This window comes from Jeotgalibacillus aurantiacus (assembly GCF_020595125.1).
GTDB classification, from domain to species: Bacteria; Bacillota; Bacilli; order Bacillales; family Jeotgalibacillaceae; genus Jeotgalibacillus; species Jeotgalibacillus aurantiacus.
The window spans coordinates 839,522-862,277 of record NZ_JACNMS010000002.1 but is presented as its reverse complement, the minus strand read 5'-3'; the positions used below and the strand labels follow the sequence as shown (position 1 = coordinate 862,277).

25 protein-coding genes are annotated in these 22,756 nt (G+C 44.2%); 17 read left to right on the top strand and 8 right to left on the bottom strand.

Annotated elements, in window-relative coordinates; translation table 11 throughout:
- Nucleotides 1–202: 202 nt before the first annotated feature.
- Nucleotides 203–1,330, bottom strand: a complete 1,128-nt coding sequence (locus tag H7968_RS09010) for a M20 family metallopeptidase (protein ID WP_264476690.1) — start codon at nt 1,328–1,330, stop codon at nt 203–205.
- 183 nt (nt 1,331–1,513) lie between these two features.
- On the opposite strand from H7968_RS09010, the gene H7968_RS18105 reads away from it, so the two are divergent.
- Nucleotides 1,514–2,128 carry a phosphatase PAP2 family protein gene (locus H7968_RS18105; RefSeq protein WP_227395812.1) on the top strand — a complete coding sequence of 205 codons (615 nt, stop codon included), beginning with the start codon at nt 1,514–1,516 and terminating at the stop codon, nt 2,126–2,128.
- Nucleotides 2,129–2,176: 48 nt separating this feature from the next.
- On the opposite strand, the gene H7968_RS09000 is transcribed toward H7968_RS18105, so the two are convergent.
- On the bottom strand, nt 2,177–2,686 hold the full coding sequence (locus H7968_RS09000; RefSeq protein WP_227395811.1) for an antibiotic biosynthesis monooxygenase family protein: 510 nt from the start codon (nt 2,684–2,686) through the stop codon (nt 2,177–2,179).
- 257 nt (nt 2,687–2,943) lie between these two features.
- On the opposite strand from H7968_RS09000, the gene hemE reads away from it, so the two are divergent.
- The 3 genes from hemE to hemY all read left to right on the top strand — a co-directional run bounded on the left by hemE (nt 2,944) and on the right by hemY (nt 6,466).
- Nucleotides 2,944–3,975 (top strand): uroporphyrinogen decarboxylase, encoded by a 1,032-nt coding sequence (hemE, locus tag H7968_RS08995; RefSeq protein ID WP_264476663.1) that lies wholly within the window; start codon nt 2,944–2,946, stop codon nt 3,973–3,975.
- 90 nt (nt 3,976–4,065) lie between these two features.
- A complete protein-coding gene (hemH, locus tag H7968_RS08990) occupies nt 4,066–5,007 on the top strand; it encodes a ferrochelatase (protein WP_227395810.1) in 942 nt (313 codons plus the stop codon).
- Nucleotides 5,008–5,029: 22 nt separating this feature from the next.
- The gene (hemY, locus tag H7968_RS08985) at nt 5,030–6,466 is read left to right on the top strand and encodes a protoporphyrinogen oxidase (RefSeq protein ID WP_227395809.1); all 1,437 of its coding nucleotides are present in this window, start codon (nt 5,030–5,032) and stop codon (nt 6,464–6,466) included.
- 313 nt (nt 6,467–6,779) lie between these two features.
- Here hemY and yhfH read toward each other — a convergent pair whose 3' ends face one another.
- Nucleotides 6,780–6,908, bottom strand: coding sequence for a protein YhfH (yhfH, locus tag H7968_RS08980; protein ID WP_134375316.1), 129 nt, complete (start codon nt 6,906–6,908; stop codon nt 6,780–6,782).
- A 190-nt stretch (nt 6,909–7,098) separates the two neighbouring features.
- Here yhfH and H7968_RS08975 point away from each other — a divergent pair, with 190 nt between their 5' ends.
- The 3 genes from H7968_RS08975 to H7968_RS08965 all read left to right on the top strand — a co-directional run bounded on the left by H7968_RS08975 (nt 7,099) and on the right by H7968_RS08965 (nt 10,796).
- Nucleotides 7,099–7,866, top strand: a complete 768-nt coding sequence (locus H7968_RS08975) for an MBL fold metallo-hydrolase (protein WP_227395808.1) — start codon at nt 7,099–7,101, stop codon at nt 7,864–7,866.
- Nucleotides 7,850–8,839 carry a lipoate--protein ligase gene (locus tag H7968_RS08970; RefSeq protein WP_227395807.1) on the top strand — a complete coding sequence of 330 codons (990 nt, stop codon included), beginning with the start codon at nt 7,850–7,852 and terminating at the stop codon, nt 8,837–8,839. The genes H7968_RS08975 and H7968_RS08970 overlap by 17 nt, the downstream gene beginning before the upstream one ends.
- A gap of 403 nt (nt 8,840–9,242) precedes the next feature.
- The gene (locus H7968_RS08965; RefSeq protein ID WP_227395806.1) at nt 9,243–10,796 is read left to right on the top strand and encodes a fatty acid--CoA ligase family protein; all 1,554 of its coding nucleotides are present in this window, start codon (nt 9,243–9,245) and stop codon (nt 10,794–10,796) included.
- A gap of 307 nt (nt 10,797–11,103) precedes the next feature.
- On the opposite strand, the gene H7968_RS08960 is transcribed toward H7968_RS08965, so the two are convergent.
- Nucleotides 11,104–11,358, bottom strand: a complete 255-nt coding sequence (locus H7968_RS08960) for a hypothetical protein (protein ID WP_227395805.1) — start codon at nt 11,356–11,358, stop codon at nt 11,104–11,106.
- A complete protein-coding gene (locus H7968_RS08955; protein WP_227395804.1) occupies nt 11,355–13,007 on the bottom strand; it encodes an ABC1 kinase family protein in 1,653 nt (550 codons plus the stop codon). The genes H7968_RS08960 and H7968_RS08955 overlap by 4 nt, the downstream gene beginning before the upstream one ends.
- A gap of 143 nt (nt 13,008–13,150) precedes the next feature.
- Between H7968_RS08955 and H7968_RS08950 the strand changes: the two genes are divergently transcribed.
- The 5 genes from H7968_RS08950 (at nt 13,151) to H7968_RS08930 (ending at nt 16,411) form a co-directional block, all read left to right on the top strand.
- Entirely contained in the window at nt 13,151–13,927 is a 777-nt protein-coding gene (locus H7968_RS08950; protein WP_227395803.1) for an enoyl-CoA hydratase-related protein, read from the top strand.
- Between the two features lie 190 nt (nt 13,928–14,117).
- The gene (locus tag H7968_RS08945) at nt 14,118–14,837 is read left to right on the top strand and encodes an AzlC family ABC transporter permease (protein WP_227395913.1); all 720 of its coding nucleotides are present in this window, start codon (nt 14,118–14,120) and stop codon (nt 14,835–14,837) included.
- The gene (locus H7968_RS08940) at nt 14,834–15,136 is read left to right on the top strand and encodes an AzlD domain-containing protein (RefSeq protein ID WP_227395802.1); all 303 of its coding nucleotides are present in this window, start codon (nt 14,834–14,836) and stop codon (nt 15,134–15,136) included. The genes H7968_RS08945 and H7968_RS08940 overlap by 4 nt, the downstream gene beginning before the upstream one ends.
- 71 nt (nt 15,137–15,207) lie before the next feature.
- Nucleotides 15,208–16,026, top strand: a complete 819-nt coding sequence (locus H7968_RS08935) for a YihY/virulence factor BrkB family protein (protein ID WP_227395801.1) — start codon at nt 15,208–15,210, stop codon at nt 16,024–16,026.
- Complete coding sequence (locus H7968_RS08930) at nt 16,019–16,411, top strand: thiol-disulfide oxidoreductase DCC family protein (protein WP_134375298.1); 393 nt, start codon at nt 16,019–16,021, stop codon at nt 16,409–16,411. Before H7968_RS08935 ends, H7968_RS08930 begins: the two co-directional genes overlap by 8 nt.
- Nucleotides 16,412–16,445: 34 nt before the next feature.
- Here H7968_RS08930 and H7968_RS08925 read toward each other — a convergent pair whose 3' ends face one another.
- Nucleotides 16,446–16,811, bottom strand: coding sequence for a hypothetical protein (locus H7968_RS08925; RefSeq protein WP_227395800.1), 366 nt, complete (start codon nt 16,809–16,811; stop codon nt 16,446–16,448).
- Between the two features lie 147 nt (nt 16,812–16,958).
- Nucleotides 16,959–17,198: an IDEAL domain-containing protein gene (locus tag H7968_RS08920; RefSeq protein WP_166805838.1), complete on the bottom strand. Its 240-nt coding sequence runs from the start codon at nt 17,196–17,198 to the stop codon at nt 16,959–16,961.
- Between the two features lie 210 nt (nt 17,199–17,408).
- Between H7968_RS08920 and H7968_RS08915 the strand changes: the two genes are divergently transcribed.
- A complete protein-coding gene (locus H7968_RS08915) occupies nt 17,409–18,077 on the top strand; it encodes a competence protein ComK (protein WP_227395799.1) in 669 nt (222 codons plus the stop codon).
- Here the strand turns inward: H7968_RS08915 and H7968_RS08910 are convergent.
- Complete coding sequence (locus H7968_RS08910; protein WP_227395798.1) at nt 18,002–18,412, bottom strand: hypothetical protein; 411 nt, start codon at nt 18,410–18,412, stop codon at nt 18,002–18,004. The two genes, H7968_RS08915 and H7968_RS08910, sit on opposite strands and share 76 nt — an antisense overlap.
- 273 nt (nt 18,413–18,685) lie before the next feature.
- Here H7968_RS08910 and H7968_RS08905 point away from each other — a divergent pair, with 273 nt between their 5' ends.
- From H7968_RS08905 to H7968_RS08890, 4 genes are all read left to right on the top strand, one after another.
- Nucleotides 18,686–20,668, top strand: coding sequence for a S9 family peptidase (locus H7968_RS08905; RefSeq protein WP_227395797.1), 1,983 nt, complete (start codon nt 18,686–18,688; stop codon nt 20,666–20,668).
- A 243-nt stretch (nt 20,669–20,911) separates the two neighbouring features.
- Complete coding sequence (locus H7968_RS08900) at nt 20,912–21,619, top strand: TVP38/TMEM64 family protein (protein WP_319799488.1); 708 nt, start codon at nt 20,912–20,914, stop codon at nt 21,617–21,619.
- Nucleotides 21,574–22,131, top strand: coding sequence for a signal peptidase I (gene lepB, locus H7968_RS08895; RefSeq protein WP_227395796.1), 558 nt, complete (start codon nt 21,574–21,576; stop codon nt 22,129–22,131). Before H7968_RS08900 ends, lepB begins: the two co-directional genes overlap by 46 nt.
- A 77-nt stretch (nt 22,132–22,208) precedes the next feature.
- Complete coding sequence (locus H7968_RS08890; protein ID WP_227395795.1) at nt 22,209–22,748, top strand: GNAT family N-acetyltransferase; 540 nt, start codon at nt 22,209–22,211, stop codon at nt 22,746–22,748.
- Nucleotides 22,749–22,756 lie beyond the last annotated feature (8 nt).

Here is a 22,756-nt window from a genome sequence, read left to right as displayed (position 1 = left end):
AAGTGCTCTCCGCTTTAACAGACGGTTGTTAAATAACCGTGGAGAGTTGTCTAATAAGCGAAGAGAGTTGTTAAATACTCATTAAGAGTTGCTAAATAAACTAAAAAAGTTGTTTAATAATGACAACAAGTTTTCAAATACCCCGAATGGTTTGTACACGTAACATAAAAAGGCCCTGCACATTTTGTGCAGGGCCTTTGTTTTAGTTGTGATAATTCAATGCTGATGCACCCAGTGTTTTGGCTGCAATGAGCATGGCTTTTTCGTCGAAATCGAATTTTGGATGGTGGTGAGGGTATGGTTTTTCGACGTGTGGTGCTTTGGCGCCGGTGAAGAAGAAGGTGCCCGGCTTATGCTCGAGGTAGTAGGCAAAGTCTTCGCCGCCCATTTGTGCTTCGGCTTCCTCGATTTCTTTGACGTCACTGATATGGCGTGCCTGTTCAACGAGATAGTCTGTTTCAGCTGCGTGATTCACAACGGCAGGGTAGCCGCGGAAATAGGTGTAGTCGAATGTACAGTCAGCTGCAAGACAGATTCCCTGTGTGATCCGGCCGATTTCTTTTTCAACGAGGTCGCGGACTTCAGGATTAAATGTACGTGCGGTTCCGATCAGCTTAGCTGAGTCTGCAATGACATTAAAGGCATTGTCCGCTACAAACGATCCGACGGTCACGACAGCTGAGTCAATTGGATTTACTTTTCGCGATACGACCTGCTGAAGGGCCGTGACGAGCTGGGCACCAGTTACGAGTGCATCTTTTGTTTTATGCGGTTGTGCGCCGTGACCGCCTGCTCCTTGAATTTTGATTTCGAAGCGGTCTGCCGCAGCCATAATCGGTCCCGTACGATATTGAATTTTTCCGGTAGGCTCTGTGGCCCAGAGGTGAGTGCCAAATACAGCGTCAACGCCTTCGAGACATCCGTCTTCAATCATTGGCTTGGCGCCGCCTGGAGCGTATTCCTCTGCGTGCTGATGGATCATGACATATTCACCTGGCAGGTCTTCACGGATGGCATGCAGTGCCTTTGCTAAATGAAGCAGGGTAGAGGTGTGCCCATCATGTCCGCATGCATGCATTTTATTTGGAACGGTTGATTTATAAGGAACATCCTTTTCATCCTGAATAGGAAGTGCATCGAAATCTGCGCGAAGAGCGATTCTTTTGCCCGGGTTGCCGCCTTTAATGAGTGCAGTAACACCGTTGCCGCCAACGCCTGTTTTGACTTCCACTCCAAGCTCTCTGTAAAAAGCAGCAATCATGGCTGGCGTTTCTTTTTCTTCAAATGATAATTCAGGATGCTGGTGAAGATATCTTCTTACAGATACCATGTCTTTGTAATATGAATCGAGTAGTGAAAAAAGCTTTTCGGTGCTCACAATGATCTCCTCCTGAAAATATGTTTCGATTATGCGGGAAAGTATACCATGACGAATGAATTTTTTCACTCTTTTGACAACGAAAGGGTTACTATATAATGAAAGTAATAAAGATATATAGGGGGTGGATCGCGCGTGAAAAAGCTTTTTTATCCGCTCGGTGCGGTGACTTTGACAGCTGTTTTGTTATTGATCGTTAATCTGCAGTCTGGAGCAACAGAGGATCTCGACCGCTATGGACAAGACGTTTTTGGACGTATGGACTTTTTATTATTTTTCGGTTTTTTTGGCGGCGAGATTTTTCTGGCTACAGTCAGCATCGCGGCGATTCTTTTTTTATGGTTCAGGAGAAATAATTATGTAGGCATGATGGTCATCCTGCTGGCTGTTGCAGGAGGAAATGTGCTGAATAAACTGATTAAAACAGCGACTGAACGTCCGAGACCGGGAGACCCGCTGGCAGAAGCCGGCTACAGTTTTCCAAGTGGCCATGCGATGGTCAGCATCATTGCTGCGGTTGTAATCATTTATTTGCTCACTGAGAAATCCGGACAGACGGCTGTGCAGATTATGCTGTTTTCCGGCGCACTGATCCTGTCCGCTCTTGCCGGATTAAGCAGGATGCCGGATCAGGCACATTATTTTTCTGATGTCGTTGGAGGCTGGCTGCTCGGGTATACGTACGCCGTCATCTGTCTCCTGATCTATGAAGTAATCATGAGAAGGCGGAGAGTGGAGAGAAACACGTAAATGAATAAGGGCTGGACACCGCTTATCGGTTGTCCAGCCCTCTTCATTTTACTGTTCAGTCTGACCTACATACTTAGTGACAAAAGACTGTCTCGGGAAAATGCTTTTCTGATGATCAATCCCTTCAGACGTCCCCCGTTTAGCGTGAGCTTTATTGTAGGATTGTGAGGTTTGCCAGTTCTTGAATGATTCTTCATCCTCCCATTGTGTCAGGACGACATACGTATCTGAATCGAGCGGACGCAAAATACGGATTGCCACAAAACCAGGCTCTTCTTCAATCAATCCTGCACGGTTTTTAAAGCGGTGTTCAAAAACTGGACGTCCTTCTTCGGAAACAGGAATGTTATTGAATACAAAGAAACCGTTATTTGTCAGTGTACCTGTCTGATCAAAGATTTCATATTTACGGGGCTGGCTGAATACCGTACTTCCTTCTGTTTCATGAAGAAGAAGGGTGGTGTCATCCCCCTGCAGCTGAATCATTGTCTCGTTTGGATGTTCTTCAGTAAATTTATGAAGAAATTCCGGTGTTCCAAATGTCATATACATATTCATTGGCGATTCCTCCTTCAGTATGTAATGAATACCCTTTCTTTAAATATGATAATCCATTCAAATAGAAAATCAAAAGAAAGAGCATTCGTGAAAATAGACGATTTTATGACATTTAAACCCGTCTGGTATACACTAATAGGGAAAAGGTCTATAGTTAAAACGGTTATAAAAATTATGATACGATTGAATGAGCTTAGCCTGTGGAGGGCTGGCTTTATATGCATGCTTAAAAAGCTGAAAGGTGGCTTCATTTTATTATGTCCTCATTTAACGATACATTCTTACGTGCAGCAAAAGGAGAGAGCGTCACACATACACCGGCCTGGTATATGCGTCAGGCAGGACGTTCACAGCCTGAATACCGAAAGATTAAAGAGAAATATTCACTGTTTGAAATTACGCTTCAGCCGGAGCTTTGTGCGTATGTAACCCGACTGCCGGTAGAAAACTACAATGTGGATGCAGCGGTTCTTTACAAGGATATTATGACACCGCTTCCTGCAATTGGCGTAGATGTGGAAATCAAATCCGGTATTGGTCCAGTGATCGATAATCCAATCCGCTCTGTCAAAGATATTGAAAAGCTTGGCATGATTAACCCGGAAGAGGATGTACCTCATGTATTAGATACGATCAGGCTTTTGACAACGGAGCAGCTGAACGTACCGCTGATCGGATTTGGAGGAGCGCCGTTTACGCTTGCCAGCTATATGATCGAAGGTGGACCGTCCCGTAATTATCATAAAACAAAGGCGTTTATGTATCAGGAGCCTAGGGCATGGGATGCCTTGATGGACAAGCTTGCTGAGATGACGATTCTTTACACAAAAGCTCAGATTAAAGCCGGTGCAGGTGCGATCCAGCTGTTTGATTCATGGGTGGGTACATTAAATACGGCAGACTATCGCACATACATCAAACCACACATGGAAAAAATCTTTGCAGCATTAAGAGGGGAAGACGCTGTGCTGATTATGCATGGAGTTGGAGCGGCTCATCTGGCTAAGGACTGGAATGACCTGCCGCTTGATGTTGTGGGGCTCGACTGGAGATTGCCGATTAAGGAAGCGCGTGAAAAAGGCGTAACAAAAGCGGTTCAGGGTAATCTGGATCCATCTTTATTACTTTGTGACTGGGATACGATTGAAAAGCACCTGAAGCCGATTCTTGATGAAGGAATGGCACACCCTGGACACATTTTTAACCTGGGACATGGCGTATTCCCGGAAGTACAACCGGAAACGCTGAAGCGACTGACATCATTTGTTCATGAATACACTGCGCGATAACACATTTTAAAAGCATGAGAATGGAACCATATAAATGTTCATGCTAATAATAAAAAGAATGACATTAATCGCTAATGAGGTGAATGGAAAATGGCAAAAAAGAAAATGGGCTTGCTTGTAATGGCATATGGAACACCTTATACAGAAGGTGACCTTGAAAGATTTTATACTCACATCAGACGGGGCAGAAAGCCTTCGCCTGAACTGCTTGAAGATTTGAGAGAACGTTATGATGCAATTGGAGGAATTTCTCCGCTTGCACGTATCACAGAAGAGCAGGCGAACGCACTGACAGATCATCTGAATGAAGTTCAGGATGACATCGAGTTCAAAATGTACCTCGGTTTAAAACATATTGAACCATTTGTAGAAGATGCAGTGGACGATATGAAAAAGGATGGCATTGAGGAAGCGGTATCGATTGTATTAGCACCACATTTCTCTTCTTACAGTGTTAAATCTTACAATAAGCGTGCAAAAGACCGTTCTGATGAGATCGGCGGTCCGTCTATTACGTCTATTGAAAGCTGGTACGATGAGCCGAAATTCATTCAGTACTGGTCTGAAAAAGTAAAAGCAACTTTTGATGGTATGACAGATGAACAGCGTGAAGATGCAGTACTAATCGTATCTGCCCACAGCCTTCCTGAAAAAATTCTTGCAGGTGGAGACCCTTATCCAGACCAGTTGAAAGAAACAGCTGACCTGATTGCGGAAGCAGCCGGTGTGAAGAACTATGAAATCGGCTGGCAGAGTGAAGGAAACACACCTGATCCATGGATTGGACCGGATGTTCAGGACCTTACAAGAGATCTTCACGAAAAGCACGGTTACAAAGCATTTGTATACACACCGGTAGGATTTGTATCAGATCACCTTGAAGTACTGTATGACAACGATTATGAATGTAAAGTCGTAACGGATGAAATCGGTGCGGACTACTTCCGTCCGGAAATGCCGAATACACAGCCCCTGTTCATTGAGGCTATGACAGATAAAGTACTCAAGCATTTAAACGAAGTGAAAAACTAGAAGCAGAAAGTGATGATCCGCTGTGACAACGTTCAAACCGAAAGTGGTCATTATAGGCGGCGGGATAACCGGATTAGCCGCTGCCTATAAGATTCAAAATCAGGTAAAAGAACAGAATATAAATGCTGATCTGACACTGATTGAAGCAAACCATCGTCTCGGTGGCAAAATTCAGACGGCGGTCAGAGACGGGTTCGTCATCGAAAAAGGACCCGACTCCTTTTTGGAGCGAAAAAAAAGTATGGAGCGGCTGATCCGTGAAGTCGGTCTCGGTGATCAGCTCGTGCCGAATTCGACTGGACAGGCTTTTATCCTGACCAATGATAAGCTCCATCCGATGCCGGGTGGCTCGATCATGGGGATCCCTACAAAAATCAAGCCCTTTATGACAACGGATCTGCTTTCCGTTACCGGTAAGCTTCGCGCTGCTGGTGACTTTGTGCTGCCGCGTTCAAAAACGGAGGGTGACCAGTCACTCGGCTCTTTCTTCAGAAGACGACTTGGCGATGAAATTGTTGAGAATCTGATTGAACCGCTGCTTTCAGGTATTTATGCCGGAGACATTGACCAGATCAGTCTCATGTCAACCTTTCCACAATATCATCAGCTTGAAAAGGAGCATCGGAGCCTGATCGCCGGTATTAAGAAAACAACGCCTGCTGCACCACTTCCTAAAAAACCGCTCGATCAGCAGCGGAAAAAAAGCCTGTTTTTGACGCTTTCAACCGGTTTGGAGTCACTCATTACAAGACTTGAAGAAGTACTGACAGACTTTACCGTGCAAAAAGGTGTAAGGGTGGAAGGCATCACAGAAGGTGTTTCCTCTGCGCACCGGTACAATCTCCAATTAAGCAGCGGGGCAGTGATCGAAGCCGATACGATTATTTTCACCGTTCCGCATTACACGGCCGCATCCGTCTTTGAAGAGCATGATCTTCTAAAAGAAATTGCTGATGTGCCGGCAACCTCAGTGGCAACAGTCGCAATGGCGTTCCCGGAGGATCAGGTGAAAAACGTTCATGATGGCACCGGATTCGTTGTTTCGCGAAATAGTGATTATACCATTACAGCGTGTACCTGGACGCATAATAAATGGCCGCACACCGTTCCTGATGGGAAAGTACTGCTTCGCTGTTATGTGGGCAGAGCTGGTGATGAGGCAGTAGTGGATCTTTCAGACAGTCAGATTGAACAGATTGTGCTGGAGGATTTGAAGAAGATTATGGATGTGGAAGCAAAGCCGGAGTTTACGATTGTGACCCGGTGGAAGCGCGCGATGCCACAGTATACGGTTGGACACAGGCAACGGATGAGTGTGGTCCGTGCTGAGCTTGAGCAGAAGTTTCCTGGTGTGTATCTGGCCGGGGCGTCTTATGACGGGATCGGGCTGCCGGATTGTATTGATCAGGGTGAGCTTGCTGCGTTGAAGGCGCTGGCTTTTGTGAAGCCGGGGGTTTGATGAAAAATCGGACAGGATTCCCCCTTCGCTTTCCACGGCCGCGCGGTGAGCCAGCTATTGCTTCGCAATACGCTGTCTCACCTGTCGCTTCTCTGCCGTAGGAGTCTTCGGGGGAATCCTGTCCTTAATTTCAATCAACTCATCTTGGTTTTGTTAGGGAAAAATGAAAACCAGGCAGAGCACATCAATCTTTCTAGCTTGTTATTTAGAAAGAATAAAAAGCTTAGTTGTAAGAAGTATAAAGAAACTCGACATCATATTCTGTACTGATACAGCATGAGTCAATAAAAAAAGCGCCCCGGGGGCGCTTTTTTTATTGGGTACCGGCACACTTTTCGCAAGTAGTGCTGTAGGCTTCTGCCTGTTCTTCCATTTGTTCGCCGCAGGATGCGCATTTTTTAGGTGGCAGGTTTCTGAAGAATTCCATTACGTTTTCCAACATGTAGATCAACCTCTTTCTGTTTTTTTGTTATAGTACTATGTGTTTGTTATTAGTATTGTATTATAACAGATGCAGAAAGGTCAAGGAATATTCTGAAAAAAAGCACATTCGTGAAAAAATAGTGCATTTGAAGTATAGTAGGAGAGGGAAGAAATTGTAGACAGAATAGGCTTTGAAGGAGGATTTGATCGTGAAGTTGACAGTGATTGGCCCCTGGGGAGGATATCCTAAAGCAGGGGAAGCAAGTGCAGGATATCTTGTAGAAACAGATGATTATAAGCTGCTGATCGATTGCGGAAGCGGCGTGTTGTCTGCTTTGCAGAAGTTTATCGCTCCTGAAGAGCTGGATGCTGTTTTGATTACGCATTACCACGCAGACCATATTGCAGATATCGGCGTTTTACATCATGCTCTCTTAATTCAGCATCACCTTCAGCAAAAGCCGATTCAGGTAAAGGCATATGGGCACAATGAAGATGAAGCCGGCTTTGCATCTCTCGGTTATAAGGAATTCATGTTGAATGAAGCTTATCAGCCGGATCAGCCCCTTCAGGCAGGACCGTTCACCCTTCGTTTTCAAAAGACGGTGCATCCGGTTCCATGTTATGCTGTGCGGGTTGACTCTGATGAAGGATCTTTTGTTTTTACAGCTGATTCAGCCTATCAGGATGCTTTCACAGATTTCGCGGAAAATACGGATGTGCTGATTGCTGAATCCAATTTTTATAAAGGGATGAACGCATCAAGTGCCGGACATATGACAAGTGAAGAAGCTGCAACGATTGCGAAAGATGCCGGAGTGAAAATGCTGGTACTGACGCATTTACCTCATTTCGGTGATCTTCAACAGCTGCTTGCTGAAGCGAAGGAAGTATATGCCGGGGAATCACATCTGGCTGCTGCCGGAATGACCATTACATTTACTAAAGGAGGACAACCGCATGTTATTTATCGATAATAAAGGCATTACAGATCCGAAAATTAATCTTGCGATTGAAGAATATGCACTAAAAAATCTTGATATTGATCAGACGTATCTGCTGTTTTATATCAATGAGCCTTCCATCATTATTGGGAAGAATCAGAACACAATCGAAGAGATCAACACTGAGTATGTGGAGAAAAACAACATCAAGGTCGTACGCCGTCTTTCAGGTGGCGGTGCGGTTTATCATGATCTTGGAAATCTGAACTTCAGTTTTATCACAAAGGACGACGGTGACAGCTTCCACAACTTTAAGAAGTTCACGGAACCTGTTGTCGATGCGCTAAACCAGATCGGGGTTCCTGCAGAATTAAAAGGCCGTAACGATTTACTGGTCGGTGAGCGTAAAATCTCCGGAAATGCCCAATTCTCCACAAAAGGAAGAATGTTCAGTCACGGCACGCTCATGTTCGATTCTGAAATTGACAACGTTGTCTCCTCACTTAAAGTACGAAAAGACAAAATCGAGTCAAAAGGAATCAAATCAATCCGCAGCCGTGTCGCAAATATCTCAGAATTCATGGACCAGAAAATCACAATCGAAGAATTTAAGCAACTTATTCTCCGTCATATTTTCGGCAGCGAAGAGAAAATTGAGGAATATGTGCTGACAGAAGAAGACTGGAACAACATCCACAAGCTGTCTGAGGAACGTTATCAGAACTGGGAATGGAACTACGGGAAATCCCCTAAATTCAATCTCCAGCACTCACACCGTTTCCCGGTCGGAAGCGTAGACGTACGACTCGACGTAGAAAAAGGAACCATCCAGAATGCTAAAATCTACGGCGATTTCTTCGGTGTCGGTGATGTAAGCGAAATCGAACAAAAACTCACAGGCATCCGCTACGAAAGAGATGAAATCGAAAAAGCACTCGAAGGCGTAGACCTGAAACACTACTTCGGTAACGTAGAACGCGATGAATTTATTGATCTGTTGTATTAATTCTACAGATCCGAATTAATGAAGTAGCAGCATCATTGCTAAACATGCCTTTTAAAAAACATTACTTGGCACGGTTGTTTTCTTTTGCATTTTCAAGAAAAAAGCTATATTTGAGGGCGGGATTCCCCCGAAGACTCCAACGGCAGAGAAGGGACAGGTGAAACCGTTGTGCGAAGCACAAGGGGTTCACCGCCCGGCCTTAGAAAAGCGGAGGCGACTCGTCCAGCCCGGTTTTAATATTAATTATATGGCTTAAATAGTAGAATTTTGAAAGCGCTATCTTGATTATCACTGGAACAGCCTATATAATTAGTGTGAATATTCGCTTCTTTTTTTACCAGTAAATGAATGACTATTCATTCACTTACGCAAAAAAAGGAAAAATATCAAGGGGGATGGAACAGTGAATTTATCAGATCGTTTACAGGAAACAGCAGAACAGCACGCTGGTAAAACGGCTTATCATTTTATGGACCAATCAGCATCATACGCGGAATTAAATGGTGCAGTAAATAAAATGGCGAATTACCTGACACAAGCCGGCGTGAAAAAAGGGGATCACGTTGGTCTGCTGCTAGGGAATTCACCTCATTTTGTGATTTCAATGTATGCAGCACTAAGAGTCGGGGCTACGGTTATTCCAATTAACCCGATTTATACGCCTGATGAAATTGCCTACATATTGCGTGATGGTGATGTAAAGGTTGTTGTCGCACTTGACCTTTTGCTGCCACTTGTTGAAAAAGCACACGCTGCACTTCCGGGGATTGTCCAATACGTCATTTGTGAGACAGCACCGGATGCTCATGAGAAAATCGCTGCCCTGCCTGAAGCGGTAAAGGGGAAGGTAACAGCATTTATGCATGCGATCGGCACTCAAAGTCCACTTTATCAGGGCCCTGATATTGATGAAGAGGATACAGCAATCATCCTTTACACGTCAGGAACGACAGGAAAGCCTAAAGGGGCGATGCTGTCGCATAAAAATGTCTTCTCAAATGCGAAAGACGTAGCAGAGTATTTGAACATTACAGGGGAAGACCGTGTCGTCACAGCGCTTCCAATGTTTCATGTATTCGCCTTAACGGTTGTCTTGAATGCACCTTTAATTAATGGAGGAACCATGCTGATCGTTCCACGCTTCAGCCCGAAAGACGTATTTGATGTCGTTCAAAAGCATAAAGCGACTGTGTTTGCAGGTGTGCCAACAATGTATAACTTCCTGCTTCAGTATCCTGAGGCAACAGGGGAAAGCTTTGAAAGTGTCCGTCTATGCATTTCAGGCGGTGCCTCACTGCCGGTTGCGCTGCTGCATCAGTTTGAAGGGAAATTTAACGTCCGTGTTTCTGAAGGTTACGGTTTATCTGAAGCTTCACCTGTAACATGCTTTAACCCATTAGACCGTGAGCGTAAAGCAGGCTCAATCGGAACATCCATTACAAATGTTGAAAATAAAATCGTTAACGAGCTAGGTGAAGAAGTACCGCCTGGTGAAGTGGGAGAGCTGATTGTCAGAGGACCGAACGTCATGAAAGGCTATTATAAAATGCCTGAAGAAACTGCAGCTGCCATTCGTGACGGCTGGCTTTACACTGGAGACCTTGCAAAACAGGACGAGGAAGGCTACTTCTTTATCGTTGACCGTAAAAAAGATATGGTCATCGTCGGCGGGTACAATGTTTATCCACGCGAGGTTGAAGAGGTACTTTACGAGCACGAAGCGATCACAGAGGCAGCTGTTGTCGGTGTTCCGGACATGAACTACGGAGAAGCCGTCCATGCCTTTGTCGTATCCAAAGACCCGTCCTTAACAAAAGAGGACCTGCTGGCATTCTGCTCAACAAAGCTGGCAAAATACAAACTGCCAACCGTCATCGAATTCATCGATGAACTGCCGAAAAATACAACCGGTAAAATCCTGAGACGCGCACTCCGCGATCAAGTGCGTCAGGGATAGATTTCTGACCTTAAAATTACAATTTAGTTAAACAAAAAACCTTCCATGATACACTTAGATCATATTGCTGGCATCTATCGACAGCAGTTGTCTGGCTATTAACAGAAAAGTTTTAGCTATCGACATCATTAATATGTTAAAGGGGTGGGACCATCCGTAGACTCCTGTGGCGGAAAGGGACAGGTGAAACCGGCTGTGCGAAGCGCAGATGGGTTCACCGCCCGGCCACGAGCGAAGGATGGTCCCACCCCGGCTTATTAAAACAACCAAAAAAGCCGTAACCCATCACAAGGGTTACGGCTTCACTTTATTTATTTACCGGATTTTTATACCGGGCGAAAAACCTGAGCAGCAGATTAAAAGGAAACAAAATCGGATAGCCGGCAACATCCGCTTTTTTAAGAAAATCAACAAAAGAAGCTTTCACCTGGCGTTTTCTCCGTAGTTTTTCAGGATCTCCCTTAAGCGTTACACGGTAGCCATTTTCAAGTCCCTCGAATTTTGCTTCAAACGGTCCTTTTGACGTTTTATATTCGCGTTCGATTTTCGGTTCTTCCATCATGAATATTCCTCCTCAGATTCACGGGCAATTCTACCCGATATAGATCGGTACCGCAGCGCTCCTGCAGCTGTCAGTGCGCCGGCTATACCTGTTAAAAGCCAGTTTTCAATCAAAATACCTGCGTGGAGACTAATAAAAGGAATTGCAGTAATGATGATGATGTCTCTCCGTCTGGCAGTCAGTTCCTGCAACGTGCGGTCCTTTTTATTGCTCCACTGCATCATCCGTCTGTAACGTTTCGGCTCATCAAGGGCATCTGAAAATTTTGAAGGGGCACTAAGCAGTGGCTGTATGTAACGTACAGCAGTTTGCCACGGTGCACTGTCTTCACGGTCGTCATTACGGGCAGTAGCCCATCTCACAATCGTTGGCCTTGCCATTTCAATAAAGTCGGCTTCCGGATAGATCGTATAAATAACCCCGGTAAAGGTGGAAATCGCCCGGCCGAAGAACGCAAACTCCGTAGGAAGCTGGATCGGCTGGGTGCGGACAATATCCTGAATATCTTCAAGCAGGCTCTCCATCATCAGGCTCTCGCCATCCTGCCATTCCCCGCTTTTATACACCTGCACTACGCGCTCAACAACATCTTCAAGAATGTCTTTATCTGCTTTAGGCAGAAGGAATTTCATTTGTTCAAGCGCTTCAACAACCTCGCTGTAGCGTTCAAAAATAACTCCTTCAACCGCCCTTTGAACAGCTTCAGCATCTTTTTTGCGAATGACACCTACCATACCGAAATCAATTAATACAATGGTTCCATCCTCTTTAATTAGAATATTGCCTCCGTGTGGATCTGCATGGAACATGCCTTCATTCAGCAGCTGTTCGATAAAAAGCAGCAGCAGATTTTCAGCCAGCTCTTCCCGATTCAGTCCGTGTTTATCCAGGAATGACTGATCAGTGATTTTTGAGCCTTCGATCCAGTCCATGACGAGCACTCTTCTGGTTGTATACTCCTCAATGTATCTTGGAACGATCACACCCGGCGTATCTTTAAAACGCTCACCAAATGCGACACCATTCTGAAGTTCTTTCTTAAAATTAAGCTCATCACCTATTACGATCGTCATTTCCCGGTATAGGGCGTCCAGGTCCACCTGTTTGCCGAACCGCGTAAAACGCTTGGCAAGCCAGATGACGATTTTCATTGCTTTAAAGTCAGTCCGGATAATGCGTTCAATGCCGGGACGCTGAACCTTGATCGCAACTGAATCACCATTGTGAAGCCAGGCGTGATAAACATCGCCGATAGAGGCGGATGCGACCGGATTTTCTGAAATTTTATGAACGATATTTCCGTATGCCGTATTCCAGTCATCCTCGATCACCCGTTTAGCTTCTTCCCACGGAACGGGAGGCACGCGATCGGTCAGACCTTCCAGCTCGAGAATAAAGGACCTCGGCATAATGTCAGCACGTGTTGATAAGAACTGGCCCATTTTAATCATCAGCCCTTCAAGCTTCAGGGCAGTCTGTTTATATTCTCTGGCCTGCTTTCCGGCGAGTTCTGCCCACTTTCTTTCGGTGGTTGCATCCCATCTTCCCTGATATTTCCTCTGGAAAAAGTAGACCTGAAGAAAGAACTTAACAGACATAAAAACAATTTTATAAATTCGATAAGCGGCAACTTTTTTCGTGCTGATCACCCTCTTCCATACTTGCCCATCGCATAGTTACAGTTTACCACCGCACCCGGAATCTAAACGATTAACAATGTGCGTCCGTTTTTTGACAATGATACAATAGTGAAAGGGTTTACATAAATTTTTTTGAGCAAAGGGGATTTCAGATGGAAACAATCACAATCAGACAAAAAGAGGGATGGGCGGAAGTAACATTGAACCGCCCTGATGCGATGAATGCTTTTAATTATCAAATGCTGACAGAGCTCGGACAGGCAGCTGAGTCATTACGCATTAATCCGGATGTACGGGTAGTTGTCATTAAAGGTTCCGGGGAAAAAGCGTTCAGCGTTGGAGCAGATTTGAAGGAACGAAAAACATTAACGGAGCAGCAGGTTAAACGCAACATTAATAAAATCGGAGAAGTGTTCAGTGCCATTGAAGCAATGCCGCAGCCTGTCATTGCTGCGATGAACGGATATGCTTTTGGCGGGGGAATGGAGCTTGCTCTTGCCTGTGATTTCCGGGTTGCTGAAAAGGATACGCTGATGGGGCTGACGGAAACGAGCCTGGCCATCATTCCGGGGGCAGGTGGAACGCAGCGTCTGCCGAGAATTGTCGGGGAAGCAAAAGCGCTTGAGCTGATCCTCACTGCTAAAAGATTTACAGCTGAAGAAGGAGCGGGATACGGTCTGATCACAAAAGCAGTGGAAAAAGGGGAGCTCGATTCTGAAGTATCTGCTCTTTTGAATGCGATGCTTGCGAACGGTCCGATTGCCCTCCAGCAGGCGAAATACGCCATTAAAACAGGAATGAAAGCGGATCTGCAGACAGGGCTCCAAATTGAACGTAAAGCATATGAAATCACGATTCCGACAGAGGACCGGGTAGAAGCACTGATCGCTTTCAGCGAAAAGAGAAAGCCGGTTTTCAAAGGGAAATAGAATCATCAATCACGCTACTCATAAAAGGTTATAAAAGGCTGTCCGAGCTCATTCCGGGCAGCTTTTATGCTGTGAGGAAAATTTTTTCACTCGGATCCCGCAGAATTTTGCTACAATTCTATACAGATATAATCAGTTTACAGATAGGTTGATTTTTTCAGCCTCGTTCATGTCAGGAAGGAGCATCATGATGCAAATGTCTGCTGTAGCAGAATCAAAAGCAGGATTTAAAGAAGGACTGCGGGCAGGAATTAGCATTGCAGTAGGTTATCTGCCTGTAGCCCTGACGTTTGGTCTGCTTGCAAAAACCACAGGGCTTACCGTCATTGAGGCGGTTCTGATGAGTGTGCTCGTTTTTGCCGGAGCTGCTCAATACATTTCGCTGTCACTCATTGCGGGTGGGGCAGGTGCGGCGATCATTATTTTCAACACATTTATTGTGAACATCAGACACTTTTTAATGTCCGCTTCACTGAATGAAAAAATGGAGCCAGAGACGCGAATGAAAAAAGCTGTCTATGCATTTGGTCTGACAGATGAAACTTTCACCGTTATTGCGACGAAAGAAGGGAAGTCGACCACGGGTTTTGCTTTTGGTGTTATGCTCATCGCATATGGCAGCTGGGTGATCAACACAGGTATCGGTCATCTCATAGGTGCAAGTCTACCATCTTTCCTTCAACAGGCGATGTCGATTGCACTTTATGCCATGTTTATCGGACTACTCGTTCCTTCCGCTAAAAAAGATCTGAAGGTCGTGTATCTCGCCGGACTCGCTGCAGCATTAAACAGCCTGTTTGTGTTAACCGGATTGCTAAATACCGGATGGGCGATTGCTGCTGCCTCACTGCTTTCTGCTGTTGTGGTTGAAGCAGCGGGCCGGCTCAGAAAAGGGGCTGGACTGTTATGAGTATGATCTGGATCATTGTCGGCATGGCAATTGTCACTTATATCCCACGCGTTTTGCCATTAACGGTTCTTGAGGGGAAAGAACTGCCGCCTTTTCTTCAGGGCGTCCTGAAAAATATTCCTTACGCCGTCCTCGGAGCGCTGATCTTTCCGGGTATTCTTCTGATTCAGCCGGAAAATATTCTGTTTGGGGTAATTGGTGCTGCTGCCGCATTTATTCTTGCGGCTATCGGAGCGGATGTGATGCTGGTCGTTTTAGGATCGATTGTGGTCCTGTCTGTCTACATGTTAATAGGCTGAGTGCTGATTAGCTTTTTGGAAAAGCGGGAATAAAAAGGTGCGCGTTAATGTTAGGGAAAGGGGTTAGAAGCGTGACAGGCCGTTTCAAATATGCCGGCTCCAGATTTTTTAAAGAAGGTTTTTATGACCAGTCGGCTCAAACAGCTTACTATTTTATGCTGTCGATGTTTCCGTTTTTATTCATGGTCGTTTCCATCGCGAGTTTTCTGCCGATCTCATCGACAGAACTGATTGCGATCATTCAGCCATATGCACCTGCGGGGACATACAGATTAATTGAAACCAACCTGAGAGCCATTCTTGACTCAGGCCAGGGGCAGGTATTATCGATCAGTTTTATCTCCACTTTCTGGCTAGCTTCAATGGCTGTTCAATCTCTGGTTCGTTCACTAAGCAGTATTTACAAAATAGAAAGAACGGGAAGTTTTATAAAAGGTTTATTCAGCGATTTTTTCTTAACAATCGGTTTTGTATTCATTTTACCTTTAACGATTTTAATTCCGTTAATTGAAAAAGTGATACAGCGGATTGCAGAGGAAACATTTTTATTTCAGGTGGACTGGATTGATATCTGGACACCGATACGATGGGGGATCGGCTCCTTTGTGCTGTTTCTATTCTTCTGGGTGCTGTACCGTTACCTTCCAAGGCACCGGCTCAAATGGAGGGACGTTCTCCCCGGGGCACTGTTTGCCGTTGTTTTCTGGCAGGTGATTTCAGAAGGATTCTCAGTGTTTGTGAGCTACGGAAATTACAGCCGTTTATACGGACAGCTTGGATCGGTCATTGTATTAATGATCTGGTTTTATTTGACCGCATTCGTGCTGCTGTTTGGCGCTTTACTGAATGCATATGGAAATGAAGGAGACGGGAGTGATCAGAATGCCTGATGTTGTATTATTTGATGGGGATTGTAACGTCTGTGACTGGAGCGTACGTTTTATTATGAAAAGAGATCCGGAAGGGCATTTTCATTTTGCCTCGCTCCAGGGTGAAGTCGGGAGCAAGATGAGGGCGTCATACGGAATTGACCCTCTTATTGATTCTGTGATGTTAATAAAGGATGATAAAGTCTATACAAAGTCGACTGCAGTATTAACGATTTGCAAATCGCTGACAGGTCCAGCAGGGTTCCTTCCCGTTTTTCTTGCAGTGCCGAAGCCTTTAAGAGATCTCGTGTACGGCTTCATTGCTAAAAATCGTTTTCACTGGTTTGGTAAAAAACAGGCCTGCGGTATTCCTACTGTGGAAGAGAGAAGAAGAATGCTGGATTGATTTTCTACAGCCATGCAAAAAAGAAGAAGGCACATCAGCCTTCTTCTTTTTGGATTGGTGTATATTTTTTCGTTGAAAATTGATCCTTCAGCATCTGAACACCTAATACAAAACAGAGCATGCCGGTCAACCAGACGAGTCCTGCCACGCCGAACAGGAATTGGACCTGATCAGAAATGTTCTCAATAGAGGATGAACCTGGCTCTGCACCCAGTCCTGCCCAGAAAGTGAGGTAGGCAATGATCGTCAGAGTTAAGTGGCCAATCAGCCATAGAAAAGCTGCTTTCATCCGGGGGGCACGTCTGATTGCCAGTACGAGAAATAAAATGACAACAGCAGCTGCCAGGACAAATCCCCATTCCATAAAAAATAAAAAAGTCGGATTTAAATCAGAAATCATATTGAGACGGCTCCTTAATACGTAAATTTACTACTTTCATTATTCACGATAATGGACAGGATTGCCACTCTCAATCGCTGACGATTTTCTGACAACAAAACTTGAACCCCCTGCATTCATTTTACTTTTCTGCAGGGGGTTCAAGTACTACACACCGTGTGTATCCTCTAACTTATTTAATTCATCAGAGTACTTCATAAAAGCGTCCTGATCTTTGTTGTCTAACGCTTCATTAATTAGCTTCAATAGTTTTTCCTTGCGATGACGGACAAGAATTTCATTTAATACCATGTCTACGTAAATCTCCATCATCGTCATTTCGCTTGACTGTTTCTGAGGGACGGTTGACTCATTCATAAATTCTGCGAACGATTTGTTGTTTTCCATCTTCATCACCTCTGCCGCTTTTTTTCATTATAGAGAATATCACGAACAATATCAACTGAAATTTTTAAATTTTTTGACAATAATACTTTTGTTACCGTTTATCAAATGGTTATAAGGTTCTAAAATATCAAATATTTTCTTATTTTATTCTATACATGGAAGTGAAATTTGATGTATGATAGTTCCATAAAAGATCAAAGGAGTGATAAAATGGAAATCAGAAAGATGAAGCTTCAAAAAGAAGCAGTCATGTATACCATTAATGCGGCGACCATGATGCTTTCACCTGTTATAAAAGAAGGGGCGTTAACGGGCACCGTGGTCTATGAAAAGGGATCTCCACCCTTCGAAGTGGATCAGACTCCGATCAGTATTATCGAGCATTCCTGTCTTTATTATTTTTCAACGTACGAAGGACGCAAAACCTCATCCAGAATCCTCACTCAAATCAGCCACAAACCTCCCATTGTGATTGACCCCGTTACAAGCGTCTATTTCTTTTCAACCCATGCAGATTCCAACCCGTCCAACCACTGGATCTCACTTACACATGTCATTGCAGTAGGTTCCAGCAATTCAAGTGCCGAAGCGCTTGTGACGCTGTCGGGTAACGTGGAAATAAAGCTGCCGTTGTCACGCAACGCCATGCATCAGCAGTATCTGAAGGCCGCTGTACTTTCATGGAAGCTGACTCAAAACCTGGATCAGATCAGGGAAAAGTCCGAGGATTCCTATAAAGCAACGCAGCATCAGAAACGATACTTATTTGTGGAGTATTTAAACAGAATCGAACAGGCCGATGCTCAGGAGCCTGTCAAGCCGGCAGAAGGCGGTCTGGAGGTATCAGATGAGCGGGACATCAGGCGATCGAATAAGTAATAGCGAAGCAGTTTTTCAACATGATTTCGCAGTCGCGGATTAAAATAATTATGTTTTTCTTCATATCCTTTATAAATAAATAAGTAAGTAGTAAATGCATCATCCTGATTCACTCTGATGACCTTCATGTTCTCGTTTTTCATTTGTTTTTTCACAGCGGCAAGATCCTTTTGAACAGCCATCATGGTCCCTTCCAAAAGCTCAAGGTAAGGTCTTGGGAGTTTAAAGGGACTCTTTTCAATAATAAGCCTGTCACGCTCAAGCACCTGGAGTACCATAGGGAGATAAAAGGCATTTTCCAGACAGTCACGATCATCCGGTGGAATTTTTGACATAAGCAATTCCTCCTTTAAACGAACATATGTTCTATTTTATTTTACACAGATTTTAAAAAGTTACAATACAAATTTATTTCCAATTGAGGATTTTCACGATCTGAGATTATAAATGAGAACATGGAAAACGCTGATCACGGTTTTCGGCTCTTTTTTTATGTGCTCTTCAGAGGCAGATTGAATCTAACATTATTTGCATTATTCACAAAAAAATCTGATAATAGAACAAGTTGGTTATCTCGATAGCCGAAATAATGAGGTGGAGGGTCAATCATGAGTGAAAAAAGAAAAATGACGGCAGAGGATTTGTATTTAATTGAATCGCTTACCGATCCACGCTGGTCGCCGGATGGAAAAGAAGTTCTTTATGTAAAAACACATATTGATCAGGGTGAGCATACATACGTTTCTAATTTATTTCATTTTGATGTGGAATCAGGAGAGTCAACCCAATGGACATATGGGGATAAAAGAGTGTCTTCACCGCGCTGGTCCCCGGATGGAAAGAAGATCGTTTTCCTTTCAAGCCGCAGCGGAAAGAACGAGCTTTATGTGCTCTCAAAATCCGGAGGAGAGGCCAGAAAGCTGACTGATACGGATCATGGCGTTTCAAATCCTGTATGGGCTCCGTGCGGAACGAAAATTGCTTTTAACGTATCGGTTAAACCCGGTGATTCACTGAAAGCGGAAAAGAAGGATGAAAAAGAAGATAAAAAACTGAAACCTTATGTGGCAGATACGATGAAATATAAAGCGGACGGGGCAGGGCTTCTTGATGAGAAGGAAAGACAGATTGCTGTTTTGGATCTTAAAACAGAAGAAGCAGAGCTAATAACAGAAGGTGAAAACAGCTACAGTCTGCTGGACTGGTCTCCTGAGGGTGAATGGCTCGCTTATGTAACGGACGCTGATGAAAAAAACAAGGACTTCTCTTTTAATAATGAACTATATCTGCATTCGCTTAAAAACGGTGAAAAGCAGAAAGTGAAAACAGCAGAAGGATATACAGGTTTTGGGAAATGGTCACCTGATGGAAGTAAGTTTGCTTATACAGCAAGTGGACGTACGTATGAAAATGCCACTCATTCTGAAATCTGGGTATATGACCCATCACTGAAAACATCGCAGTGCCTGACTGAAGGAATTGATGCACCAGTTGGAGATTATGCAGTAGCTGACATTCAACAGGGTGCTGGTGTTCCGGGGCTTGTGTGGAACGATAACAACAGTTTTTATTTTGTACTGAGTGACCAGGGAAATGTCGCGCTGTACTACGGCTCTCTGGAAGGAGAGGTATATCCGGCTCTGGAAGGAAGCCATCACGTATACGGCTTTGATGTGCATGGTCCAACTCAGCAGGTGGCAGCCGCGATCAGTACGAATACAAATCCGGGAGATCTGCATATTTTGCATATCCCAAATGGTAAAAATGAAAAAGTGACTGACGTAAATGAAAAGCTTCTTAACGAAGTGGAAATTGTCCAGCCGGAGGACGTACAGTATGAAAGTACAGACGGGTTTACCGTAAAAGGCTGGATGATGAAGCCTGCCGGTTTTGAGGAAGGGAAAAAGTATCCGCTTATTCTTGAAATTCACGGTGGTCCGCATGCGATGTACGCTAATACCTTTTTCCATGAAATGCAGCTTCTGGCGGCACGGGGCTATGCCGTGTTGTACGTTAACCCACGCGGGAGTCACGGCTATGGACAAACCTTTGTTGATGCCGTACGCGGCGATTACGGCGGGGGAGATTACCGTGATCTGATGGCTGCGGTGGACGGTGCACTTGAGCAATTTGATTTTATCGATCAAACGCGTCTTGGCGTGACAGGTGGAAGCTATGGCGGGTTTATGACAAACTGGATTACAGGACAGACGGACCGCTTTAAGGCTGCTGTTACCCAGCGCTGTATCAGTAACTGGATCAGTTTTTACGGAGTCAGCGATATTGGTTATTATTTCAGTGAATGGCAGATCCAGGCGGACCTTGGCGATATCGACACGCTTTGGAAGCATTCTCCGCTGGCTTATGCCGACAATATTAAAACGCCGCTCTTGATATTGCACAGTGAAAAGGATTACCGTTGTCCAATTGAACAGGCAGAGCAGCTGTATATTGCACTTAAGCGAAAAGAAAAAACAACGAGGCTCGTACGGTTCCCTGAATCAGATCACAACCTTTCCCGGACAGGAAAACCTCATTTAAGACTGGAAAGGCTGAATCATATTACAGGCTGGTTTTCAGAATATCTGTAATCAACTATGATTTGAATGACAGGAAAATCCCCGTAAAATCAAAACTGATTTTACGGGGATTTTGTATTTATGGACGCGGTTTGTGAATACCTGATGAATGGGTACGGGAAAAATCCATCGTTTAATCAAACGTCAAAAAGGGAAAAATATAGGCACGCTAAATGTGCGGAATTGTCAGGATATGCTATACTGATACAGTAACCGCACATTGGTGATCATGAACAGAGAGGCGTTGGAATAACGTTGGAAACTCTTTTGGATTGGCTGACGGTAGAAAATTTGAGGGAGATTATTCAGGAATACCGGTCATTCGGACCAATCATTGGATTTATACTCCCGATTTTAGAAGCGTTTCTTCCATTTTTGCCGCTTGTAGCATTTGTAGTGGCGAATGCAAACGCATATGGAATTTTATTTGGTATTCTGCTGTCATGGGCAGGTGCTGTAACAGGTGCTCTGCTTGTGTTTCTGCTGATTCGTAAATATGGGGACAGAAAATTTCTGGCCTTTCTCCGTAATCAGAAACAGATTAATAAATTGACAAACTGGGTGGAGAGACACGGATTTGGTCCATTATTCCTTCTTCTGTGTTTTCCATTTACCCCTTCTGCTGTTGTGAATGTGGTGGCGGGTTTATCGAGAATCAGTATTATGCAGTATATGCTTGCTGTTATAACAGGAAAACTTGTCATGATCTCGACAATTTCATTTATTGGAGCTGATCTTGTATCCCTGATCAGGGAACCAGTCAAGACGGCGATTGTGTTAGGTGTTATAGTTGTGTTATGGATTGTAGGAAAACGAGTGGAAGCACGGATTAATAAAAAAATGGAACGGGATATCATGATTCATGACACCCAGAATCGCAAGCGATCTTCCGCAGGAAATGAAAGGTTGGAGAATGAATGGAATCGTGGAAAAAAGAAGGCTTCGAATGGCTCAAAGCACTAGCTGTTGGTGTGGTGATCGTATTGATCGTACGCATTTTCCTTTTCTCGAATTATGTAGTAGAAGGAGTATCAATGCAGCCGACTTTACAGGATGGAAATAAGCTTGTTATTAATAAAATTGGTTATCAGATTGGTGAACTTGACCGTTTTGATGTAATTGTCTTTCATGCCAACGAGTCAGAAGATTATGTAAAGCGTGTGATTGGGCTGCCTGGTGATGAGGTGACCTATGAAGACGATAAACTGTATATAAACGGTGAGTATTATGAAGAGCCGTATCTGGATGAATTCCATGCAGAAAATGCGGATGGCCGTCTGACAGGTGATTTTACACTTGAGGAGCTGACGGGTCAGACAACAGTCCCTGAAGGAATGATTTTTGTTCTTGGAGATAACAGACAGGAAAGCCTGGACAGCCGTATTTTCGGATTCGTTGATCAGGAATCTGTAGTTGGAAAAGTGGACCTTCGCTATTGGCCTTTAGATGAACTTGATGTCCGGTTTTATGACTGATCAATAAGAAAGCTGTCCTGAACACAGGACAGCTTTTTTTACAATAGAATGCGAAATGAGTAAAAGGAGGGGAAGGTATGCTGCTGGAAAATGATCATATTTATCTCGGTCCTGTTAAAGAAAATGAATTCAGTGAGGTTTCAGACTGGTATCGCCATGAAACACTTGTCAGGAGATTAAACGCAAGACCTTATTATTTTGAAACAGAAGATGAAATCAAAAAATGGTGGCAGGGTGAAAAACATACGTCCTATAAGTTTGGTATCAGGATGAAGGACAGTCACAAATTAATCGGATTCGTTGTGCTGGACGGCATTTTATGGAATCAGCGTAACGGGTGGATCTCCATTGCGATCGGTGAATCGTCAGAATGGGGAAAAGGCTATGGAAAAGAGGCGATGGAGTGTTGTCTGCATTATGCATTCGAAGAATTGAATCTCCATCGTATTCAGCTGACGGTATTCTCTTATAACGAGCCCGCCATCCGCCTGTACGCTGCACTTGGCTTCACGAAGGAAGGATCATACAGGGAATTTATTGAACGTGATGGAAAACACTACGATATGCATTTATACGGTTTGTTGCGCCGTGAGTGGAGATCAATTCATATGTCATAATGACAAAA

What these genes read in the sequence shown, in the direction of transcription:
- H7968_RS08940 (WP_227395802.1), top strand. Translation starts at nt 14,834, where the DNA reads ATGAGTATGATCTGGATCATTGTCGGCATGGCAATTGTCACTTATATC.
- hemH (WP_227395810.1), top strand. Translation starts at nt 4,066, where the DNA reads ATGGCAAAAAAGAAAATGGGCTTGCTTGTAATGGCATATGGAACACCT.
- H7968_RS08950 (WP_227395803.1), top strand. Translation starts at nt 13,151, where the DNA reads ATGGAAACAATCACAATCAGACAAAAAGAGGGATGGGCGGAAGTAACA.
- H7968_RS09000 (WP_227395811.1), bottom strand. Translation starts at nt 2,686, where the DNA reads ATGAATATGTATATGACATTTGGAACACCGGAATTTCTTCATAAATTT.
- hemE (WP_264476663.1), top strand. Translation starts at nt 2,944, where the DNA reads ATGTCCTCATTTAACGATACATTCTTACGTGCAGCAAAAGGAGAGAGC.
- H7968_RS08925 (WP_227395800.1), bottom strand. Translation starts at nt 16,811, where the DNA reads ATGATTTCTGATTTAAATCCGACTTTTTTATTTTTTATGGAATGGGGA.
- H7968_RS08920 (WP_166805838.1), bottom strand. Translation starts at nt 17,198, where the DNA reads ATGGAAAACAACAAATCGTTCGCAGAATTTATGAATGAGTCAACCGTC.
- H7968_RS08915 (WP_227395799.1), top strand. Translation starts at nt 17,409, where the DNA reads ATGGAAATCAGAAAGATGAAGCTTCAAAAAGAAGCAGTCATGTATACC.
- H7968_RS08905 (WP_227395797.1), top strand. Translation starts at nt 18,686, where the DNA reads ATGAGTGAAAAAAGAAAAATGACGGCAGAGGATTTGTATTTAATTGAA.
- H7968_RS09010 (WP_264476690.1), bottom strand. Translation starts at nt 1,330, where the DNA reads ATGGTATCTGTAAGAAGATATCTTCACCAGCATCCTGAATTATCATTT.
- H7968_RS08910 (WP_227395798.1), bottom strand. Translation starts at nt 18,412, where the DNA reads ATGTCAAAAATTCCACCGGATGATCGTGACTGTCTGGAAAATGCCTTT.
- yhfH (WP_134375316.1), bottom strand. Translation starts at nt 6,908, where the DNA reads ATGTTGGAAAACGTAATGGAATTCTTCAGAAACCTGCCACCTAAAAAA.
- H7968_RS08945 (WP_227395913.1), top strand. Translation starts at nt 14,118, where the DNA reads ATGCAAATGTCTGCTGTAGCAGAATCAAAAGCAGGATTTAAAGAAGGA.
- H7968_RS08960 (WP_227395805.1), bottom strand. Translation starts at nt 11,358, where the DNA reads ATGATGGAAGAACCGAAAATCGAACGCGAATATAAAACGTCAAAAGGA.
- H7968_RS08890 (WP_227395795.1), top strand. Translation starts at nt 22,209, where the DNA reads ATGCTGCTGGAAAATGATCATATTTATCTCGGTCCTGTTAAAGAAAAT.
- lepB (WP_227395796.1), top strand. Translation starts at nt 21,574, where the DNA reads ATGGAATCGTGGAAAAAAGAAGGCTTCGAATGGCTCAAAGCACTAGCT.
- H7968_RS08970 (WP_227395807.1), top strand. Translation starts at nt 7,850, where the DNA reads ATGTTATTTATCGATAATAAAGGCATTACAGATCCGAAAATTAATCTT.
- H7968_RS08930 (WP_134375298.1), top strand. Translation starts at nt 16,019, where the DNA reads ATGCCTGATGTTGTATTATTTGATGGGGATTGTAACGTCTGTGACTGG.